The following is a 20,091-nucleotide window of genomic DNA, read 5'->3' as shown; positions in this document are numbered from 1 at the left end:
TTTCAATGCCGGTATCATCAAATTGTTCGTCGGCTCTAATCCCTTTATTAAAAGTATAGAATCACCAGGTGAATGTGCAGGTTTACTTCTGCCATGGCAAATTATCACTGCAATGCCGATAATTTTAACGCCGGCTTTTGCAATAAGTGAATGTTGAATTTTGTTGTACAAGTCGCATATCCCCCTAAGTGAACGAGGTTAGAACGTGCAGGATGGGCCTGAGGTTGGTTTGATTGCCACCTTCGATTCCTGCCCGGAGTTACCCAAGTTGATCAGGGCCCAACAGCAAACCAGCGCTACAAGTATATCTAAAAAAGCCGATCAGGGAACAAAAGCCGATCGGAGACAACAGCAGCCACCGGGATGAACAAGGGTATTAACCAGGAATCACAGTGGCAAATCAAACCAACCGAAAGGCCCATCCGGCGGAGTGAAGAACCGAGTGAACGCCATGAACCTGCATAATCAACAATGTAAAAATGAAGTAACTGCATTATCAAACAGGCGATGCAGGCTTCAGCTAAACCAATATTGGATCTAACTCATGCGCCTACTTTTACTTTATCATATGGTATCCGTCCATAAACCACATCTACCGTCACTTTGCCTTTTATAAACGAAACCGTTCCGAACCCGGTTTCAGTGGATATAAATGACTTGAAATCACCAACCTTTGAATCCACATAAAGTGTTTTGGTAACAGCATCAAACCGAACGCCGGTCAAACACTGCAGATATCCATAGCTTGACAAAGCCCGGGCATACCAATGTCCACATTCGTATTCATTGAAAGGATTACGGATACGCCCATCATAACGGTTTCGACTGATCCTGACGATCTCAAGTCCATCCTTTACATTGCCCATCAACATCAGGTGAGCCGCAACCTGGTGCTCAATACCGGTCCAGACTTCATCACTATATACAAATGGCAACGATAATTTTCCTCCTTTAGGCCAGGAACATAAAAGTAATCCGCCTTCATCTCCCAATGCGTAAGATGGCCGTTGCGGATTCGCATGATCGCTCAGATCAGATTTTAAGTTGTATTTATGAACGGCCTTTAAATGACTCAATATCTTTTTAGAATCAACCGGATCCGGAAGTCCGCACATCCTTGCTATCCAGGCTCCGAGAATTCCATCTGATAAACAACCGGTTCCATACTGATATTTCGGTCCTTCTTTTTCCAACAGTTTCTTTGCTTCATCAGAATAGGTGCCACCCATAGAAATGGCAGATGCTTCGATCGGATTTTTTGCTTTTAGCCCGGTAAATTTTATCTCCTGGATAAAATATTCACCATCATACAATTTTTCCTCCATGTATTTCCGGCCCCTTTCGAACAAGACTTTATACTTTGATACGTCTTTCCCCAGGTGAGTGCCCATATCCGTTATGGCTTTTAATGCGCCCAGGTAGAATGACGAATGCATTCCATCCGGTCCCCAAAACTCAATATCATAAGTGTTATGATGAGGTTCTTCTATCAGGCCTTTTTCATCCGGATCCCAGGTACGGATGCAATAGTCAAGACTTGTCTTAACCATTGGATACATTTTTTTCAGCCATTCGTTATCGCCACTGATCCTCCACTCACGATGAACTTTCATGATACCTCCGAGTTGGCCATCAGCTGCCGGATGAAAATCGTGTGTTGCAGGTTTGATTGGAAGTGTAGCCCTGAAGTTCTGGTGGCCTTCCTTACTCTGACTTTCACAAAACTCTGTGTGACGCAGACTTCTTTCCAACGCCGGAAACAGATATGGTATTGCCTGGGCATAATTCCAGACATGCGTACATGAGCCATGACAACAGCCTGAGTTATCACTACAACCTTCAAAACTCCATAACCGCCCATCATATTGACGAAGTACGGTAGGGGACTTGAGAATAGTGAGGTTGGAAGCAATTGCTTCCATTATTTCAGGTGGTAATGTGCTTGAAAAAAACGCGTCACTGAAAACTGTACTGTTTTTTCTTAGTTCACCATAATGGTCAGTCCAGTATTTACCAACCTCTTCTACTGATTTATAGGCACTGCTGTACCAGGGCTTATAAAAAGGTGCATCAAAATCTTTATCATATTTATCGAGCCCGAGATCTGAAGGTGATGAGCAACAACCGGATTCAGGATCACAGTCTTTTTTCTCACCGGCTTTACCATGTGTTTGATCAGACTCAGGTACAAACCAGGCAAAATATACGATGATTGATTTTTTAGCTCCGGCATTTAACCTGAAGGGCACAAATAATGAAGCCCCGACTGCCCCTGAGTCCACGGGATCAACCGCTTCTGATTGCCCGCTTTTGATTTTGTTCCAGGCCATCGTTAAAGGATCCCACCATCCTCCCCTGAACCAGGAGTGATCTACCACGGTTTCATCCTGGTCAGTGAATATGGCAAAATCGCTTTTCAAAAACGCCTTTTCTTTTGTACCCTGCTCCGATAATATAAATCCATTCTTGTATTTTCTGATTTCACTTTTGCCGTTTTCGACTCTTAGAAAATTCTTCGCATTATATGAAAATACCAGCTCAACCGGAGTAGTGCCGGCATTTGTAAATGAGTACTCGAGAGCACCGGCGGGCAGGCTTGAATTGTTTTCATCAGTCGGTATAAACGGACTCCATCCTTTTATCTGAACACGAACAGGAAGATCAGGATCATTAAGACTGATAGTGGCAAAGGGAAATCTTGCTTTAAATATTGCCTGCTGAAAATGCGGCAAACCTGTGATAGCACCCGATGAACCATTGCCAGCGTTTGGTTGTCCAAATTTTTTCCAGTCGGGAACGGGGCCTTCAAGAATCTTTGCACCGTTCTTTGAACCTTTAACATATAGAGCGCCAAATAATCCAGGTTCGTTAAACACCTCAGGTTTATTCCTGATTGACATATGTGAAATGGCACCTGCACCTTCCACGCAAAACATTCCTGCGCCGAGACCACCAACAGGAAAGGCGATCCTGTTTAGATACTGCCCGGTGTAGCTGTCATTATAAACATGTTTCGCTGTTGATTCAAAATGATGATTTAAGACGGATTCTTCCTTGAGATTTTTGGCTTCAACAGGTGTCAACATAGTTACAGGCGAAATACCTGCTGCCAATCCTCCCAATCCCAGGTGTTTAATAAATTTCCTGCGTGATTTATTTTTCATTGGTCAACTTTTATGGTTGAAATCAAATCGTTCTATGAGATTTTCAGTAGCATTAAATGTTATGAGGGTTTAAATTAAACATTATTTCGAATAACTGTCAACCACTCAGTAATTATACCGCCGGCTCATCACAAATATCCAGGGGGTGGTGAAGCTTCTACATTTACATTGAAACAATAATCAGTTCAAATCAGTCAAGTAAAAATGAAAATAGCAAGTATAACTTTTATGATCTTCTCTTCGGTTTTAATCAACGCAACGGCGATTTGCCAGGGGTCCGCCGGCCCTGTAAATTATTTAAACACACCATTAAACATGTCGTTTAATAATAACAATTATAGTTTGTCGTGGACCTCTCATCCTGCCAATAACTATTACAAGCAGGAGTACATCCAAAAAGGGGAGACAGCAGAAAAGTTTTCATCCATGCTTATGCTGGAGGTACTCGATTCCAAAGTAAATGTGAAGGATGCAGCTGCCAATAAAATTGCAGAACTCGAAAAAATGAAATCCGGCAATCCATATATAAATTATGAAACCAGTTATGATGCGGCAAAAGGTGAACAGATACTGGATTTCATGATAACAGCCAACTCGCGTGATGGCAAAGAGGTTGTGATCGCCGAACGGAATATCTACAGGTATACCGCATTCGTAAATCAAAAAGGTGAAAAGGGCTTACTGCTGGTTGCAATGAGCGTCAGAAGTTATGGTACTGAGTCAAAGAAATTTATTGAAAAGGCAAAATCAGGAAAAGCAGATCTGGTTTCAAAAGTGAAAGATTTTAAGATACCTGCTATATCGGTAAAGCCAGGTAAGACAGTTTAAAGTTAAACTTCTTCAGCATGACCCGCCTGAGATAATTGATGGGTACTAAATGCATATAACAGATTTAAAAGAAATCAAAACCGAGGGACCTAAAAAAAACGAGGAGTACAAAAACGCAAATAACAGATTTAACAGGACAAACCCCGGTACTTATCGACTGGGGATTGTCCTGTTTATTGGCCAAAGGCAAGACTGGCTCTTTAGTAAAATGAATGCTATAAATTCGGCATTCAATATGTAATATGCCAAATTACCGGTCAGCCTTTCAGACTACATCAGCCATTCCGGCCATGTCAGCTATTGCTGTGACTTCAACTATTACTGCGAGGTCAGCTTTTACTGCAATGTCAGCTATTCCTGTGACCTCAGCTATTCCGGCGACCTCAACCATTCCAGCTACTTCGGCCATTCCGACGACCTCTGTCTTTCAGGCCACGATGGTTACTTGCTTCTTTTTTTTAAGTTTTCCAACCCCATCTGCGGGGCAAGCTAAAGTGGTGAACGATAAACCACCGAATATCATTTTTATCCTGACAGATGATATGGGATATGGTGACCTGAGTTGCTACAATGGTAGTTACCGGACTCCAAACCTTGATAAAATGGCGAAGGAAGGAAGAAGATTTACGAATTATTATAGTGCTTCCCCTGTTTGCTCACCATCGCGTGTAGGATTTCTTACGGGCATGCACCCAACAAAATGGAATATCACAAATTATTTGAGTGACAAGAAACATAACCTCGATTGTGAACAAAATGACTACCTGAATCCATCTGCTCCGACATTAGCAAAAACACTCAAAAACGCCGGCTACCTTACCGCTCATTTTGGAAAATGGCATATGGGCGGAGGACGGGATGTGAAGGATGCGCCATCAATAAGCAACTATGGTTTTTCCGAATGGAGCAGTACCTGGGAGAGCCCAGATCCTGACCCAATGCTAACTTCCTCGAACTGGATCTGGGCGGACACAGATAGCGTCCGTCGCTGGAACAGAACAGCCTATTTTGTTGACAAGACGCTGGATTTTCTCAGGAAAAATAAAGGAAAGCCCTGCTTTATAAATCTATGGCCCGATGACGTGCATACTCCCTGGGTGCCAGGAACCGATTTTATAAAAAAAGAAGGTGACCTCGAAAAAAATTTCTTAAGGGTCTTAAATGAATATGACGTCCAGATCGGGCGGTTATTGGATAGTCTTAAAACGATGGGATTTGATAAAAATACCTTGGTGGTTTTTACCAGCGACAATGGCCCTGCCCCAAATTTCCGGCATGAACGTTCTGCAGGTATGCGCGGCACAAAACTTTCTCTTTTTGAAGGCGGAATCAGGATGCCTTTCATTGTATGGGGCAGAAATATTCCAAAAGGGACTATAGATTCATCTTCGGTTATTACGGCTCTAGATCTCTTGCCGTCTTTTGCAAGCCTGGGCGGAGTTAGGAGAGATGTCTCAAGTGACGGTGAAGATTTGAGCATGGTTCTGCTTGGTAAGCAAACAAAACGCAAAAAAGAAATTTTTTGGGAGTATGGTCGGAACGAAGTTGGGTTTGATTATCCCAAACAACCGGGTGACAGGAGTCCACAACTTGCTGTACGCAGCGGACCATGGAAACTATTAATGAACAGGGATGGGAGTGATGTTCAATTATATAATATAGCTGACGATAGATTTGAAAAGAACAACCTGGCCATACAGGAAATACAAATAGTGAATACTCTCAGGAAAAAATTGGTTGCCTGGAGGGAAAACGTAACGGCATCAACCAGATAATCCAGGATAGCCCGAGACAGTCAATCCAGGTTTTATGAATAATATTTCATTTTTTTTTAAAATTCCTGTAACTATTTATTCAAACCGGAGTATCCATATAACAAATCAATACAAGTAACTGGTGTCAGCTTTATCAGACGAAAAAATAATGGTTAGCGTTAAGAACGGTCATTTGTCCGATCTGTCTGAACTTTTCAATCGTTATCATGTAGCGATCTTCAACTTTTTCCTGAAATTGACAACCGATAAACAAAAAAGTGAAGATCTGACTCAAAACCTTTTCTATAGGATAATACGGTATAGGGATAGCTACCATACCGACAAAGGGTCGTTTAAATCATGGATGTACCAAATGGCCCGGAACATGCACGCAGACTATTGTAAGCAGGAAAAAAGAATCACGGATATAACAAAGAACTCATTTCATTTTTCAGAAATAGAAACGGCCGTTGCCGAACGAGGCTTTGTAGAAAAGGATTTTGAAAAATTGCATCTCGCCCTTGGTAAACTTGGCCCGGTTGACCGTGAGCTGATAGTATTAAGCAGGTTTGAAGGACTTAAATACCGCGAGATCTCGAAGATGAAGAACATGTCTGAAGGGTCGATTAAGGTCCAGATTCACCGGGCAATTAAAGAGTTGAAACAAATTTATTTCAAACAAAAGGATTGAAGATGATGAAATGTAATGATGTGCTATTGTTATTAATAGATTATCTGGATAATGAGCTGCCTCAAACCAGCAGAACGGCTTTGGAACTGCATCTGAATACCTGTGAGTCTTGTAGCCGGGAGTTGATGGAATATAAAGAAATATTCAGCTCAATTGCAGGTCAACATCCGGTTCTTCCTGGTATTGGCCTCAAAGAGAATTTTGATACCATGCTTCAATCGGAGATAAATATTCTGGCTACAACAAGAATCATAGACCCGATTGCAGAGAAGGCGGTGCCTTTATTGCCAATCAGAAATATCCTGATGAAGATCGCGGCCTGTATATTACTGATAGCAGGCGGTGTAGTGATTGGTAGCGTGGTTACCCGCTCAAAAAGTGAAAATGAAACTACTGCACAGATGGCCGGTCTGAAAACTGAGGTAAAGGAAATGAAAGAAGCAATTATGCTTAACCTGCTCAATGATGAATCGGCGAGTGAAAGAATCAAGGCGGTAACTTATGTGGAACAGATGAACAACCCAGGGGAAGATGTAATACGGGCGCTTATCAATACGCTTAATCTTGATCAAAATGTAAATGTCAGGCTGGCCGCACTGAACACCGTGTCGAGATTTACTTCCAACCAGACAGTCAGAGATTCGCTGGTCAATTCCCTGCGGCAGCAAAAAGAACCCATTGTTCAGATTGTGCTGATAAATATACTTACAGATAAAAAAGAAGTGAAAGCGATCGGCCCGATTAAAGAGATCCTTTCTGATAAGTCGACTCTTCCCCCGGTTAAAGATGCTGCATCAAAGGGCCTGAAGTTATTGTGACTTCTGAAATACCCGGGAGCTTTTGCTCACGATTAATACCTGAATCAACAAGCGCTTGTTGTTTATGGGAATTATCTGCACCAAAAATCCAGGATTTTCATACAAATACATACAATTATCAAGATCTGACAATAAGATCTGACAACAAGATCTGGCAATAAAATCTGATAACACAATCTGATAACAAAATCTGATAACAAAATTTCACGAAAAAAAAATAAGTAATCAATGCTGGCAAGCTTAAACATAAAACAATTAAAAATGAAAAATACCATATTAAAAAACGTTCTGTTCTTCATTTGTATCGGTGGATTTTTATCGGGGGCATTAAATGCACAGGAATACAAGATACAGGTGCAAAATTCAAAAGAAGGCAAGCTAACGCTGAATCAATTCCCGGGTAATCTTCCGATAGAAGGTTATAGTGGCAATGAGATAATCATTGTTTCTGATCACTCTACAAAACCTCCCGACCGTGCAAAAGGGCTGACCCCTGTTTACTCACAGGGTACGGACAATACCGGGATAGCTATTGCAGTGGAAAAAAATGGCAACCAGATTACATTGAATTGTTTACTGCCGATATATAAAAAAGCAAATTATAAGATCAGGGTTCCGGAAAACTTCAGTCTCCGTGTTAGCAATGAATGTGGCAATTCCGGAAAGGTGAGTGTTTCAAATATCAAAAACGAAGTGGAAGTAAAAAATTGCCAGGATATAACCCTGAAAAATGTAACCGGTCCCCTGGTGTTGTCTACCATTGCAGGAGATGTGAACATCGTCTTTACTGAATTGAGTAAAGATAAGCCAATATCACTGGCATCTATAAGCGGTGAAATTGATGTTACACTACCAGCAAAATCAGGTATTGATCTTGAAATGGAAACAGTTTCCGGTGCGTTCTTTTCTGATTTTGATTTAACAACAACCGACAAAAAACTAAAGCAGGTTGGTGGATCAAAACTAAAAGCACAGTTGAATGGTGGAGGAGTAACCTTCAAAATAACCAATATCAGCGGAAACATTTATCTCCGCAAATCATAAGGCAACGATTTTACAAGAGACAATGTTTTCGAACCACTATCATTTTATTATTCTTAACTACTCATGTATGAAAAATATATCGGTCGCATTAATTTTTTGCATCATAGCCACTGCAGTAAGCGCACAAAAAATGATCGACAAAACGTTTAACTATAGTGACAAAAAAGATATCAGACTGAAACTGCAGATCGCAGATTCAATCAAAATTACTACCTGGAACAAAAACGAAGTGTCGGTCAAGGCTTCTATTTCAATTGCCGAAAACAGGTACAATGACGAATATATTGTTGAATTTGATGACTCAAAAGATGCCATAACGGTTAATGCAAAGATTGAATCAAAGCGTAGCAATAACTGGAAGGAAGATTCTAATTGTTGTAAAACTGATATCTACTGGGATATCTATGTTCCTGAAAAAGCTCCGATCAAGGTAGAAACCATTAATGGGAATATTGTAATAACCGGGCAGACTGCCGAAGTAAAGGCAAATAGTATCAGCGGGTTTATCGACCTTCTTATACCATCGGATCTGAAAGCTGATTTCAAATTAAGTACGATTACAGGTACCGTGTACAGCAATATCCTGGACAAAGAGTCTATCAATTCCAAAAAGGGCTCAGCAGATATCAGCAGCCGTTACAAAGGCGGCGGCACGGAAGTAAATCTTAAAACGATCAGTGGCGATATATTTTTGAGAGATTCTTCTAAATAATATCAGGGAAATAATGTAAGGGAGATGATATCAGGCAGATGAAATCAGGGCGGTGAATAAAATAATATCAGGAGGGTGAATGAAGTATCTTAATCTGCATAGTAGTTGAAATACCAAGGGCTCTTTGTTTTGCGAGAATTGCTTTTTCACCTTCAAACAGTTCATCAACTGTTGCACAAAACAAATCGGTCCATCTTTTAAACTGCTGCGACGACAAAGGTGTTACATCATTTATGTGCCTGTGAATTTGCATAAGGTTACCGCTGTAATTGCCAGTGTAAAGAATTGTGTTTTCCCAAAAGTTATAAATAGCTGGCAGGTGTTCCTGCCAGTTTATTTTCATGATATCAGTGAATATATAACCGATCACGGGATCAGGTTTGACCTTATCATAAAAACTGTTGATGAGCAATTCCACATCCGCGCGGTTTTCAATATCCTTCTTAATCTTCACCATCTTTCCCTATATTCAACATGAATTTTATATTTTTCGAAATAGCAAGGTACTGCTAAGATGGTATCTGGTAAATATAATTTCAGCAAACCTTGATTGTTTCCAGCCCGAGGAGATCTCCAAGTTTTTTTATTTTGGAAGCAATGTGTCCGACACCGATTGCACAATGGTGTGCCGGTCCCTGGGCATTCCATTCATTTACAAATTTCCTGGCACCGATAGAGAATTGGTAACGGCTATTGGTATTTCCGATTTGAAGTATAGGCCCCGGTACCGATTCACCTTCAGCAACCAGGAACTTTAAGCGTCCGTTTATTTCAACCACTGACAGGCAGGTGATTGCTCCGTGTTTTACACTCATCTCCACTGAAAGACCACTGCTTGCTTTTCCATGATACTGTTCAAGCTGACGGACCTTTGTTTTTTTATCCGCAATTCCAATATGACCAGGACCATCGTGACCCATCAATACTACATCGTCATCAAAGTCCATGGCATAATACTCAGTAAATGATCCACCGGCTCCAAAACTATCCATGATCTTCATTGCCTGCGCGTTTTTTATTTCATATTCACCTGCTACGGGAATACCTCTTGCAGTTAGTAAGGAAGTTCCGAGAATTATTGATGTAATGGTTTCCTGGTTTTCGCTGCCAGATGTGCCTTTGTAATAATATGCCAGTGAACCTAAATCATATTTTGTGGCGAGTTTGTCAAGGGCAATGGATGTACGGGCAGATTTTACCAATTCATCAGGATGGCAACCTGGCTGAATGTCAAAACTATCCTGGAACTGCTGAACCCTTTTGTTAATATCGATATCCGGAACTTCTTTTCTAAGATCAGTCAGTTCATCTACTTCTATTATCTCTATATGACCTCCAAAACTGGCAACCTGGAGCGTAAGATCAGTGTATATGTCCAGCATGCCGGGATAATAATTGCCCATTGCACCGAGTGTATTATGTGCTAATATATGTGCGACCTTTGCTGCATCAACCCATTCTTTCAATTCATTCCAGCATTCTATATCGTTCTCGAGAATTCCGGTCACCTCAAAAAATTTGATTCCGGCACGTTTTAGGACGTTGGCAATTTCCGGAACGGGGCAGGCGGAACAGTAAGAAAGCCATTCAGCTGTCATAGCATTACGATCGTTCATCGAATTGAAAGCTGCATAATCAATGGCTGGTGCCGGCGATAAGTTAAGGATTACCACAGGCACTTTTGCTCTTTGTACGACTGGCAATACTGTTGATGAAAGCGCGTAGGTAGACACATATAAAAATATGATATCAACATCTGACTGACGAAAACGGTGGCCCGCCTGCATGGCCATCCGGGGATTATCTACCAGCCCAAGGTTCACTATCTCTGCATCAAACTCACTAATTCTTTCACTGATCAGGTTGAGGTTTGATTGCAGCTTACATTTCAAACCAGGAAACTGCTGCCAATAAGTTTCAAGTCCAATTCCGAACAGCCCAGCTTTGAATTTGAATTTTTCTGTTGTCATGGTATTAAGATCTTCCCTGGTTTGGTATTTTATTATTTTTTGCTGAGAACTAATTTGGTAAATCGAGTATACGTAAGCGTTACCGGTCCAATCAGACCAGATTCCCGCAGCATTTTTTCTGAATCGGGTTTGTCATATTTCATGATATTCGTTTTTGTAAGGCGTTTCTCGGCAGGTAATTTACTATCGCCGATCAGCCTGTTTGGCCATAGGTTTACCACTTCAACCTCCAGCTTGTTATTGCCTGCCTTAACAAATTGCGTGATCTCAAATTCGAACGGAGCACTCCATTTCACAGGCAACTTATGACCATTGACCGTTATTGAAGCCATTTCCAAAACATTGCCAAGGTCGAGCATAATTTTCGAATCGCTCATGTTTTTTCCGATCACAAAGTCTTTCTTATACACTGCCTTACCTGAGTAATATTTTATACGCTCATCATCAAACGCAGTCCAGGATCTGAGGCTATCAGTTGATATTTCAGCCGGACCTCCCCAGGCAGGATCGAAGAATATGTTCCATTTACCCGGCAGCGTCTGAATCTGCTCATTGACCCTGAGATTGTGTTGACTTTTAGTTCCATCTGACCAGGATAATTCATAGTTTCCGCTTTTAGTCACGGAAGCCGCTATGCTATTACCCGATTTTACAATATCAATGGGCCTTTCATTATTGATGGGCCTTTTATTATCCAACTGACTACCCGGAAATATGAGTTTGCCATCGGCCAGGATGCTCACAATATGTGGTTTCGCTATCAGGCCATTCGCGGATGTTGGTTTCCGGAATATGATAAACTTTGATCCTTCAGGCTCAAACGATATCGGGATAATTGTCTGGCCATTTTCTTCATGGTAGACAGAGATCTCAGTGACTTTTCCGGTCATCGGATCCCACCATTCGGGAATCATACCGCTGACACGAAACCTGCATTCTGTTTGTTCATACCTGTCAGGTAAGGATGTGAGATAATGAAACTGGAAATCATTAATGTCTTTGCGACCAAATCTGTTCACGACGAAATAAATCTCCATGGAATCGGTAGAACGATGTATATAGTCAAGCGCAGTGTTTTCATTGTTGCCCTTAAACTCAAGATCAGGTTTTACCTGCATTTCTTTTAGAACTGTATTGACATCTATTCCCCAGATTACCTTACCCTTGCCATAAACATTTTCTTTCACTGAACTTCCATCAATGGAACCCCATAATCTTGAGGCTATTTCGTTTATTTCATTATCATTAGCAGGATAGTTCGTGAGACTGTTTGATTTATCCGGTCTTGGTCCGATAACTGTCAGACCATTTTTGACCAATGTGTCTATCTTTCTAAGCACTTGCAGGTCGATCGCATTTTCTTCAGGCAAAATCAACACACGGTAAGTCATTCCATCTTTTAGCAAAAGCTTTTGATCCCTTACAGATGATCTTTCCAATAAAACCTGTTTTGAACATTTGTCCCAATCATAGCCAAACGCAAGATTCTTGACCTCTTCTTTGAGGAACACAAAATTAGGAACATCATCGCCGTAATAATATAAAGCATCAGCTACAAATAAGCCTTTTGCAAGGAGATGAGAACAACGGTTAAGATAATCGATAAAACTGCCAGCCTGGTTCCACCAGGTGACGTTTGGATTCATATGTGTACCGGCAAAATATTCATTCCCGGGTTTACCATATTCAGGGGGAGACGATGTGAAAGTGTGCCAAACTATCCGGTTCACACCCGAACAAAACACGCGGTCGATATTAGATTTAAGATCCTTTGGTGATCTTTCCCATTGAGGTCCGATTGAAGTGGGGCCCTCAGCAGCGACATATCTTTTCCCATAAGTATGAGCCACAGAAGCGCTTTGTTTCACCGCAAGCCTTTCATCATCTTTAATTCTGTGAGTGTTGGCTGTTGCCCAGAATTCACCTTGAGGAAATTCGCTTATACCAAGCACCCTTAAAGCATCAACAGGAGCTGAATGTGGCCCACCAGATTCGGGATGAATACCAAGCCCGTTTTTATGAGCAAGGTCACTCAATAGCTGGTAATGATTTGCAGCGATGCAATCACCGATTGTTTTACGATAGTCCTGCAAAAACCGGTTAGACTGTTCAACGCTTTCAACAACACGGCCTGCAAGTACCGGCAGATAAGGACTTATGTCATAGCCGCGATATTTTTTAAATTCATTCGGAAAATTGTCAGTCCATCCAACATTTCCCATTTCCCAGCTATCTGTCTGAAGATAATGAAGACTGTTTCCCGCTTCCTTTGCAGTGTTGATTAAAGGGGATATTACATCAGTATTGAATTTCTCAAATGCAGCAGGATCAAGATGATCAAGTGACAAGCCGTTCCAGCCATCACTGGTCGTAGAAGTCACTGCACCGGTTGCCGTCCAGCCATACCTGATTATGGTCCATTTTCCCGGGGGAGCTTCCCAGTTCAGTTTTCCATCGGTAAATTTATCAGTTAAATCAATTATTTCTTCTTTCCTTATGCCGGTTATTTTTTCTGCGTCATCATATTCTTCCCGAAGTTTATACAAAGGATAAGTTCCCTTGAAGCCAAAACTTTGATTGAATGATTTGATACCCCAGTTTTTAATAACACTATCTTTTATTTGTTGAATACCTGGTATTTCTTTGAAAGCCTGTATAATGATGTCCTTATAAATCAGTTTTGAAAGAGGTTGGCGAAGCGTCATTTCTATTCGCTTTCCGCCTTCCGATATAGTATCTGAATAAACAATTTTTTTCAGTGCAAGCTCAGGGGTTATTGTGGGCCCGCCAGGGTTCCATCCACTTTGTATATTTACACTTAACTCTATGCCCAGGCGCTGCGCCTCTTTTATTGCATGTTTATAAAGCTCCATCCAGCCATCACTCATAAAGGCAGGGCCGGCCGCGGTCTTTTTTGCAACATCATAACTTGAGCTTCCTGCATCAACAATCGATGCTCCACCGTAACCCTTGGCTTTCATTTCTTCCAGGTCACGGGTAATGGACTGTTTGGTTGCCATACTGTTTAACCACCACCAATAACATCTTAAGCGACTTTCCGGCGGCGGTGAAACAAACTCTTTTTTTAATTGATCATAACGGACAGCGGTGGATGTACTCAGCCCGTAACCCGGGTTTTGTGCTGAAAGCAGGACAGAGATAAGAATGCACCAGGAAAAAAGAAGCGTTTTGAACATAATGGATTTGATGAATTTCATACAGGGCCGGCTTTACCATCCGGGGTTTTGTTCCAATTTAACATCTTTATTGGCATCGATAACCAATTGTGGAATTGGCCATAAATTATAATTGAAAGTTAATGTGGCACTTGCCTCGGGCCAGAACGCGTATTTCTTTATACGCTCAGTGGCTATTCTTCCACCCATCCGCAATAATGTGTTCCACCTGCATTCTTCATAAATAAGTTCACGTGCCCTTTCATCTAAAATAAGATTGAAATCGTTATCAACATCTGCTGCAGTCACCTTGTATCCTGACTTAGCACGGTCTCTCAGGAGGTTGATATCAGATGCTGCCCCGTTTTTATCTCCCAGTCTTTGCTTTGCTTCAGCGCGTAATAAGATTGTTTCAGACAGGCGGATAAAATAATCATCCCTGAAAAGATTGCTCAGATTTTCTCCATCTGCAACTCCGGTGTACTTGTCAGTAGCAATCTTACAGGACACAGGATAATCCAGGCTTTGGTTATCTTTTGTATTGTATAATACAGACCATGGAACAGGTATTCCAAAATAAGGAGATGTGGTAATGTTGCCAAGAAATATCCGTCTGAAAACAATTTCCGAATTACGCATATCATCTGCGTACTTGTCAGAATAGATCAGGTCTCTCGTGTATAGAGTAGGAGTGATCTGTGATATACCACGACCACCTACATCTTCAAGAGTTCCACCCAGGTGGGCGGGGGCGCCATTGCGAAAAACCGGTCCGTAAGTTCGTGAGTATGGCAATTTGGACCGGGGATCTTCAGCCCTGTAAGCTGCATAATCAATCTGGATTGCCCAGATACATTCACGGTTTCCATCCTGGTAATTCACGTTATTTTCCTGGAACAGATCCCAATATACATTTCCCTTGGTCTCAGTTCGTCTCGCTCCAAAACGGTCTTTCATTAACGAATAAGTACCTCCGTCAATAACCTTATTGCCATAGGTTACAGATTTGGTGAACGCAGTCTGCGCACCGGAAGCATTGCCATCTGCAGCGAGTTGTGTGCCCAGGGCAAGATATAATTCACAGAGATTATGTTGCGCAGCGCCTTTCACCAGTCTGCCACCGCTGGCAGTCACTTCAGGTAAATCATTTTCGATAGCAAGTAGTTCGTCTATTGCATACTGATAGGTCTCTACCCTGGTGGAGCGTTTGAAATCATATTTCGCACTAGTGGAAATTTCAGTAACGATAGGAACTCCGCCGAATAATTCCCCAAGGTTACGATATGCAAATGCCCTGAAGAACCTGGCCTGCGCAAGGGTATTTGCTTTTTCTGCTGCCGACGACCAGGTTATAGCAGGAAGTTCTGCACTATAGATTGCCAGGTTTGCTTTGGCTATTATCTGGTACCAGGTTGCAAACGCACTGTTGAATATTGCATTATTGGCATTTATTGTACCATAGTTATTAAATGTATTTGCCCGCCTGATGCTCGGTACATCAAACATATCTGTGCCATTGCCACGAAATACGAAGATCCAGTTTTCTTCGTTGGGATTTGCCCAAATGTCTCTTAGCTGCGAATAGATGGCTACCACAGCCTGGTCAACCTGGGCTGAGGTTGAAAATATGTTATCAACCGTATAGAAGGTTTCAGGGGTTGCCTGCAAAAACCGCTCATCAACCTTTGTGCAGCTGAATACAAATACGAGGCAGAATATGTAAGCGAACAGCGTTTTAAGTTTGCTATATTTCATCTTAAACTTTTTTTATGTTAGAAGCCGGAGTTAAAAGCCCAGGCTGATACCAAGTGATAATGTAGTGGGTACCGGAAAAGTATTTGCCTGCACAGAAGTACCTGTTTCAGGATCACCTCCGACCCAGTCGGTTAATGTGGCAACATTTTTCGCAGCTGCAAAAACCCGGAAGTTATTGATCCGTGCCGGTTTCATCCATTTACCATCAAATGTGTAGGAAAGAGATAAATCCTGGATTCTTACAAAACCTCTTGACTGAAGACCAAGGAACCTACTATCCCCCGAAAAATATGCGGATGGATAAACATTAGTCATATTTGTTGGTGTCCAATAAGGTTTTGAGATAGTGTTATCGTTAAAACGACCGGTACCGGAAGTCATATAAGCTGCCGTGTTGCTTTGCTGATAAAAATCGTTACCACCAAAAATTCCGGAGATCATCACATATAATTCGAGGTTCTTATACTGCACGGTATTGCTTAGGTTCAGTCGAAAGTTTTCCTTAGTATAGCCAAGAATAGTTCTGTCTGTAGGATCAATTTTTTTGTCATTGTTCAGGTCTTTGTATTTCGGTGCGCCTGGTGCTGCCCCTGTCATTGCTATATAAGAAGCATCGGCTGTCTGTACAATTCCATCTTGTTCATACCCATAAATGGCGCCAAGTGATTTGCCTATAAAAAAGTTGTTTGCAATATCATCATCTTCAAGTCCGTCCTTATTTTTGTCTTCGTTATACAGGTGTTCAAGTATATTGCTATTCTTCCAGAATGTTAGGGCAGATGACCAGGTCAGATTTTTTTTCTGAATGTTGACAGTTCTTACCGTTAACTCAATCCCTTTGTTTGAAACTTCACCCAGTGATGCGAGTTGCGTATTAAAACCGGTAAATATTGGAATGACGCGTACGAAGATCTGATCTGTGGTTGATGACTTATAAGCATCCATATCAACAAATAAACGATTGTGTAGCCACCCTGACTCAAACCCGAAATTGAACGCTGTTGTTTTTTCCCAGCCAAGTGATGGATTACCTAGCGTAGTCTGCACGAGTCCATAACTTATACTGCCGGGCGCATTGGAAAATTCATAACGTGCATTTCCCGCCGCGCTGTTCTGTACTTGTGAAAGGGTAGCGTAAGGACTAAGTCCCTGGTTACCGTTCTGTCCCCATGATGCTTTAAGTTTGAGAGAACTCAATGCACCAAAGTTTTTAAGGAAGTTTTCGTTCGAGATCATCCAGGCGCCGCCAATTGCAGCAAAATTTGCCCAGATCTTGTCCGCTCCAAACACAGACGCGCCATCGCGGCGTATGGATGCAGTCAGATAATACTTGTCATTAAATGAATAATTAAGACGCGCCAGGTAACCTATATTGGACCTCTCTTCGTTTGTAAGAATCACACGTTGAACTGCTGCTTTTGATAATCCAAAATAACCGAGGGTTGTATTACCATTTGCAGCGAAATTACTACCGGTAGTGTTTACATCTTCGTATTTGCGGTGATCCCTGGTGGCAACCAACGTAACATTGATCCTGTGTTTTAGAATATTTGTTTCGTAGTTTACGATGTTATCGAACACATAACTTGTGGTGGTGCCGTTATCAATATTACCATTTGCATTAGTCAGCAGGCTTTGAACGGAGGCGGGGTCATACCTGCCTGGTATCCCAGCACCTTCCTTTATATAATAGTCTTCAAATGTGAAAGTGCCGGTATGCCGTCTGTCAAGATTCGAAAGAAAGTTGGCGCGGTAGCTCAGCCCCTTTACCCAGGGTACACGTACTACGCCATAAGCATTCAACCTGAAATTATCAGTGACATCTTTATTTGTAATAGTACCATCCTGCACACCCCATAATGGACTTATAAGGGACTGTGTATATGGATATTTTTCAAGGTTACCCTGGTCATCACGATACTCTACGCCATAGGGTGACATGAGTTGGGCGGCGCCGACATTTGCCGGTACACCGGCATAATCTCTCTGGGAATAGTTTCCATCAACACCAACCTCCAGCCAGGAAGTAATTTTGGCATTTAACTTACCGAATATTGATTTTCGATTGAAGTCATCACCAACTATGATGCCCTTGTTGTCATTGAAAGAAGTTGAAAGATAATAGTTGATGTTTTGTGCTGCTCCGGAAACAGAAACCTGGTAGTCCTGCACAACACCGGTTTGTGTAACCTCATCGAGCCAGACTGTTTCCTTGCCCGCGTTGTAATTGGCAAGTTCGCCCGCCTGTAACCAGTTAGTACTACCAGGAGCATACCTGTTGCGATCATTTACAACTGTTATCCATTCAGCTCCCTTCATCATCACCGGTTGATTTTGCCAGGTCTGAACTCCTCCATTTGCCCTGAAATTTATTGCCGGTTTACCCGTTTTTCCTTTTTTGGTGGTGATTGCAATTATCCCGTTTGCTGACCGGGAACCATAAGTTGCAGCTGATACTGCATCCTTCAATATATCAAAACTGGCGATATCATTAGGATTGATATCGCTGATGGAGCCGAGATAAATCACGCCATCAAGAAGGATTAGCGGATCATTTATGCCGCTTATGCTTCTTTGTCCGCGGATGATCACTGCGGGCTGCGCGCCGGCAGTATTAACCGGACCGATATTCAAACCAGATACGTTTCCCTTTAGTGACTCCAGGGCGTTAACGTTAGGTAAAAGTGATAAAGCAGTGCCTTCTACTTTTACCGAGGATACAGCACCGGTGATATCTTTTCTTCTTGCAGTACCATAACCAATAACCACAACATCATTCAGATTACCTGAGTCTCTTTTCATGGTTACAGCTATCTCGCTTTGAAGATCAATGGTCACTTCCTGGGTAGCGTAACCGATATAGCTGAAAACAAGTGTTTTGATGGAATCAGTTATTGTGATGCTGAATTTACCATCAGTGGAAGAAGAAACCCCTTTTGAAGAACCTTTTGGCAACACTGACACACCCTGCATTGATAAACCACTTTCATCATTAACCGTTCCGCTTATAGTTCTTGTCTGGGCAGAGAGGGTGTTTGCAAGGAGAAATGAAATTATAAAAAAGAGGATCAGCTGTTTGCCCCAGGCTTGCTTAAGTTGTGGGGAACATAACTCTACCTGTTCCTTGGGGGGAGGAAAATGTTTCATCATATGGCAATTGTTTTGGAAGTTTGAGAAACAAATATATCTTTCCTGCCAATGAAAGGAAATGACCAAACTGATATTTGAGTTGCACTTTTTGATATTCATTTTGAGATCAGATGATTAATTATTTCAAATACCTTCCCACCAGTTCAGAAGATGAAAGCTGGGGTTTGCATGTGTTGAACGCAGGATGCAACAGGATAAATAAAAACGTATGTTATCCATCTCCCGATCATCCTGCTCATCATTATTTCAATTGGTCAAAGGGAAGGGTGCTTGATGAATACCAGATTATTTATATCTCTAAAGGCGAGGGCAGTTTTGAATCAATAAAGTGCCCTGAACAACCTGTAAAGGAAGGGTCCATAATACTTTTGTTCCCCGGGGAATGGCACCGTTTTAAGCCAGGTACTACAACAGGATGGGATGAATATTGGGTGGGTTTTAAGGGAACAATCATAGACAATATCGCACCAAATTTTTTTTCTAAAGAAAATGCTGTACTGGAGGTTGGACTCCATGAGATCATTGTACAGTTATTTGATGAAATAATAGAAAAGACCAAGGAGGAAAGAACAGGTTATCAACCATTGATCGCAGGTATCGTGATGCATTTGCTTGGTGAGATACATTCTTTTAACAAACAACAACAATTTCCCGGAGAAGATATTACAGCATCAGTAATAAAGAAAGCAGGGATTATATTCCGCACTAATGTTGAGAGTGATTTGTCGATGGAGCAGGTCGCAGAACAATTAAATGTTAGTTATGCCTGGTTCAGGAAAGCATTTAAAAACTACACAGGGATCGCACCACATAAATACCTGCTTCAATTGAAAATCGAAAAGGCTAAATTGCTATTATCTGATCAGTCAATTTCAATCAAGGATGTTGCTTTTCGATTAAATTTTGAATCTGCATTTTATTTCTCAAGGCTGTTCAAAGAGAAAACAGGGGTCTCCCCGGAACTGTATCGAAAAAACTTATAGTTCAATCGGACAATGAGTTTGGATGAAAAAATATCTTATAAAAAAT

Annotated in this window: 13 protein-coding genes; 7 read left to right on the top strand and 6 right to left on the bottom strand. The window is 41.6% G+C overall.

Translation table 11 applies throughout. The features are described 5' to 3' along the window. Nucleotides 1-542: 542 nt before the first annotated feature. Nucleotides 543-3,164 (bottom strand): GH116 family glycosyl hydrolase, encoded by a 2,622-nt coding sequence (locus tag VK664_RS24455; protein WP_461401346.1) that lies wholly within the window; start codon nucleotides 3,162-3,164, stop codon nucleotides 543-545. A gap of 204 nt (nucleotides 3,165-3,368) precedes the next feature. Between VK664_RS24455 and VK664_RS24450 the strand changes: the two genes are divergently transcribed. The 6 genes from VK664_RS24450 to VK664_RS24425 all read left to right on the top strand — a co-directional run bounded on the left by VK664_RS24450 (nucleotide 3,369) and on the right by VK664_RS24425 (nucleotide 9,011). Then, nucleotides 3,369-3,992, top strand: a complete 624-nt coding sequence (locus VK664_RS24450) for a hypothetical protein (protein ID WP_461401345.1) — start codon at nucleotides 3,369-3,371, stop codon at nucleotides 3,990-3,992. A gap of 242 nt (nucleotides 3,993-4,234) precedes the next feature. Next, nucleotides 4,235-5,767 (top strand): sulfatase family protein, encoded by a 1,533-nt coding sequence (locus VK664_RS24445; RefSeq protein ID WP_461401344.1) that lies wholly within the window; start codon nucleotides 4,235-4,237, stop codon nucleotides 5,765-5,767. Between the two features lie 121 nt (nucleotides 5,768-5,888). After that, complete coding sequence (locus VK664_RS24440) at nucleotides 5,889-6,437, top strand: RNA polymerase sigma factor (protein WP_461401343.1); 549 nt, start codon at nucleotides 5,889-5,891, stop codon at nucleotides 6,435-6,437. Between the two features lie 2 nt (nucleotides 6,438-6,439). Then, on the top strand, nucleotides 6,440-7,255 hold the full coding sequence (locus VK664_RS24435; protein ID WP_461401342.1) for a zf-HC2 domain-containing protein: 816 nt from the start codon (nucleotides 6,440-6,442) through the stop codon (nucleotides 7,253-7,255). 261 nt (nucleotides 7,256-7,516) lie between these two features. Continuing rightward, nucleotides 7,517-8,299 carry a DUF4097 family beta strand repeat-containing protein gene (locus tag VK664_RS24430; protein ID WP_461401341.1) on the top strand — a complete coding sequence of 261 codons (783 nt, stop codon included), beginning with the start codon at nucleotides 7,517-7,519 and terminating at the stop codon, nucleotides 8,297-8,299. A 67-nt stretch (nucleotides 8,300-8,366) separates the two neighbouring features. Continuing rightward, nucleotides 8,367-9,011 carry a DUF4097 family beta strand repeat-containing protein gene (locus tag VK664_RS24425; protein WP_461401340.1) on the top strand — a complete coding sequence of 215 codons (645 nt, stop codon included), beginning with the start codon at nucleotides 8,367-8,369 and terminating at the stop codon, nucleotides 9,009-9,011. A gap of 67 nt (nucleotides 9,012-9,078) precedes the next feature. On the opposite strand, the gene VK664_RS24420 is transcribed toward VK664_RS24425, so the two are convergent. The 5 genes from VK664_RS24420 to VK664_RS24400 all read right to left on the bottom strand — a co-directional run bounded on the left by VK664_RS24420 (nucleotide 9,079) and on the right by VK664_RS24400 (nucleotide 19,062). Next, nucleotides 9,079-9,468, bottom strand: coding sequence for a group III truncated hemoglobin (locus VK664_RS24420; RefSeq protein ID WP_461401339.1), 390 nt, complete (start codon nucleotides 9,466-9,468; stop codon nucleotides 9,079-9,081). A gap of 79 nt (nucleotides 9,469-9,547) precedes the next feature. Next, entirely contained in the window at nucleotides 9,548-10,981 is a 1,434-nt protein-coding gene (locus tag VK664_RS24415) for an arabinose isomerase (RefSeq protein ID WP_461401338.1), read from the bottom strand. 32 nt (nucleotides 10,982-11,013) lie between these two features. After that, a complete protein-coding gene (locus VK664_RS24410) occupies nucleotides 11,014-14,199 on the bottom strand; it encodes a glycosyl hydrolase (protein WP_461401337.1) in 3,186 nt (1,061 codons plus the stop codon). 12 nt (nucleotides 14,200-14,211) lie between these two features. Then, entirely contained in the window at nucleotides 14,212-15,912 is a 1,701-nt protein-coding gene (locus VK664_RS24405; protein WP_461401336.1) for a RagB/SusD family nutrient uptake outer membrane protein, read from the bottom strand. Between the two features lie 30 nt (nucleotides 15,913-15,942). Further along, complete coding sequence (locus VK664_RS24400) at nucleotides 15,943-19,062, bottom strand: SusC/RagA family TonB-linked outer membrane protein (RefSeq protein ID WP_461401335.1); 3,120 nt, start codon at nucleotides 19,060-19,062, stop codon at nucleotides 15,943-15,945. 110 nt (nucleotides 19,063-19,172) lie between these two features. Between VK664_RS24400 and VK664_RS24395 the strand changes: the two genes are divergently transcribed. After that, nucleotides 19,173-20,045 carry an AraC family transcriptional regulator gene (locus tag VK664_RS24395; protein ID WP_461401334.1) on the top strand — a complete coding sequence of 291 codons (873 nt, stop codon included), beginning with the start codon at nucleotides 19,173-19,175 and terminating at the stop codon, nucleotides 20,043-20,045. Nucleotides 20,046-20,091 lie beyond the last annotated feature (46 nt).

Origin of the sequence: Flavitalea sp., from assembly GCF_035489435.1 — a bacterium.
Classification (GTDB): domain Bacteria; phylum Bacteroidota; class Bacteroidia; order Chitinophagales; family Chitinophagaceae; genus DATHKG01.
Note: the sequence above shows the minus strand (reverse complement) of the source record. Positions and strands in the feature narration are given on the sequence as shown.

What these genes read in the sequence shown, in the direction of transcription:
- VK664_RS24455 (WP_461401346.1), bottom strand. Translation starts at nt 3,164, where the DNA reads ATGAAAAATAAATCACGCAGGAAATTTATTAAACACCTGGGATTGGGA.
- VK664_RS24450 (WP_461401345.1), top strand. Translation starts at nt 3,369, where the DNA reads ATGAAAATAGCAAGTATAACTTTTATGATCTTCTCTTCGGTTTTAATC.
- VK664_RS24445 (WP_461401344.1), top strand. Translation starts at nt 4,235, where the DNA reads ATGCCAAATTACCGGTCAGCCTTTCAGACTACATCAGCCATTCCGGCC.
- VK664_RS24435 (WP_461401342.1), top strand. Translation starts at nt 6,440, where the DNA reads ATGATGAAATGTAATGATGTGCTATTGTTATTAATAGATTATCTGGAT.
- VK664_RS24430 (WP_461401341.1), top strand. Translation starts at nt 7,517, where the DNA reads ATGAAAAATACCATATTAAAAAACGTTCTGTTCTTCATTTGTATCGGT.
- VK664_RS24425 (WP_461401340.1), top strand. Translation starts at nt 8,367, where the DNA reads ATGAAAAATATATCGGTCGCATTAATTTTTTGCATCATAGCCACTGCA.
- VK664_RS24420 (WP_461401339.1), bottom strand. Translation starts at nt 9,468, where the DNA reads ATGGTGAAGATTAAGAAGGATATTGAAAACCGCGCGGATGTGGAATTG.
- VK664_RS24415 (WP_461401338.1), bottom strand. Translation starts at nt 10,981, where the DNA reads ATGACAACAGAAAAATTCAAATTCAAAGCTGGGCTGTTCGGAATTGGA.
- VK664_RS24410 (WP_461401337.1), bottom strand. Translation starts at nt 14,199, where the DNA reads ATGAAATTCATCAAATCCATTATGTTCAAAACGCTTCTTTTTTCCTGG.
- VK664_RS24405 (WP_461401336.1), bottom strand. Translation starts at nt 15,912, where the DNA reads ATGAAATATAGCAAACTTAAAACGCTGTTCGCTTACATATTCTGCCTC.
- VK664_RS24400 (WP_461401335.1), bottom strand. Translation starts at nt 19,062, where the DNA reads ATGATGAAACATTTTCCTCCCCCCAAGGAACAGGTAGAGTTATGTTCC.
- VK664_RS24395 (WP_461401334.1), top strand. Translation starts at nt 19,173, where the DNA reads ATGATTAATTATTTCAAATACCTTCCCACCAGTTCAGAAGATGAAAGC.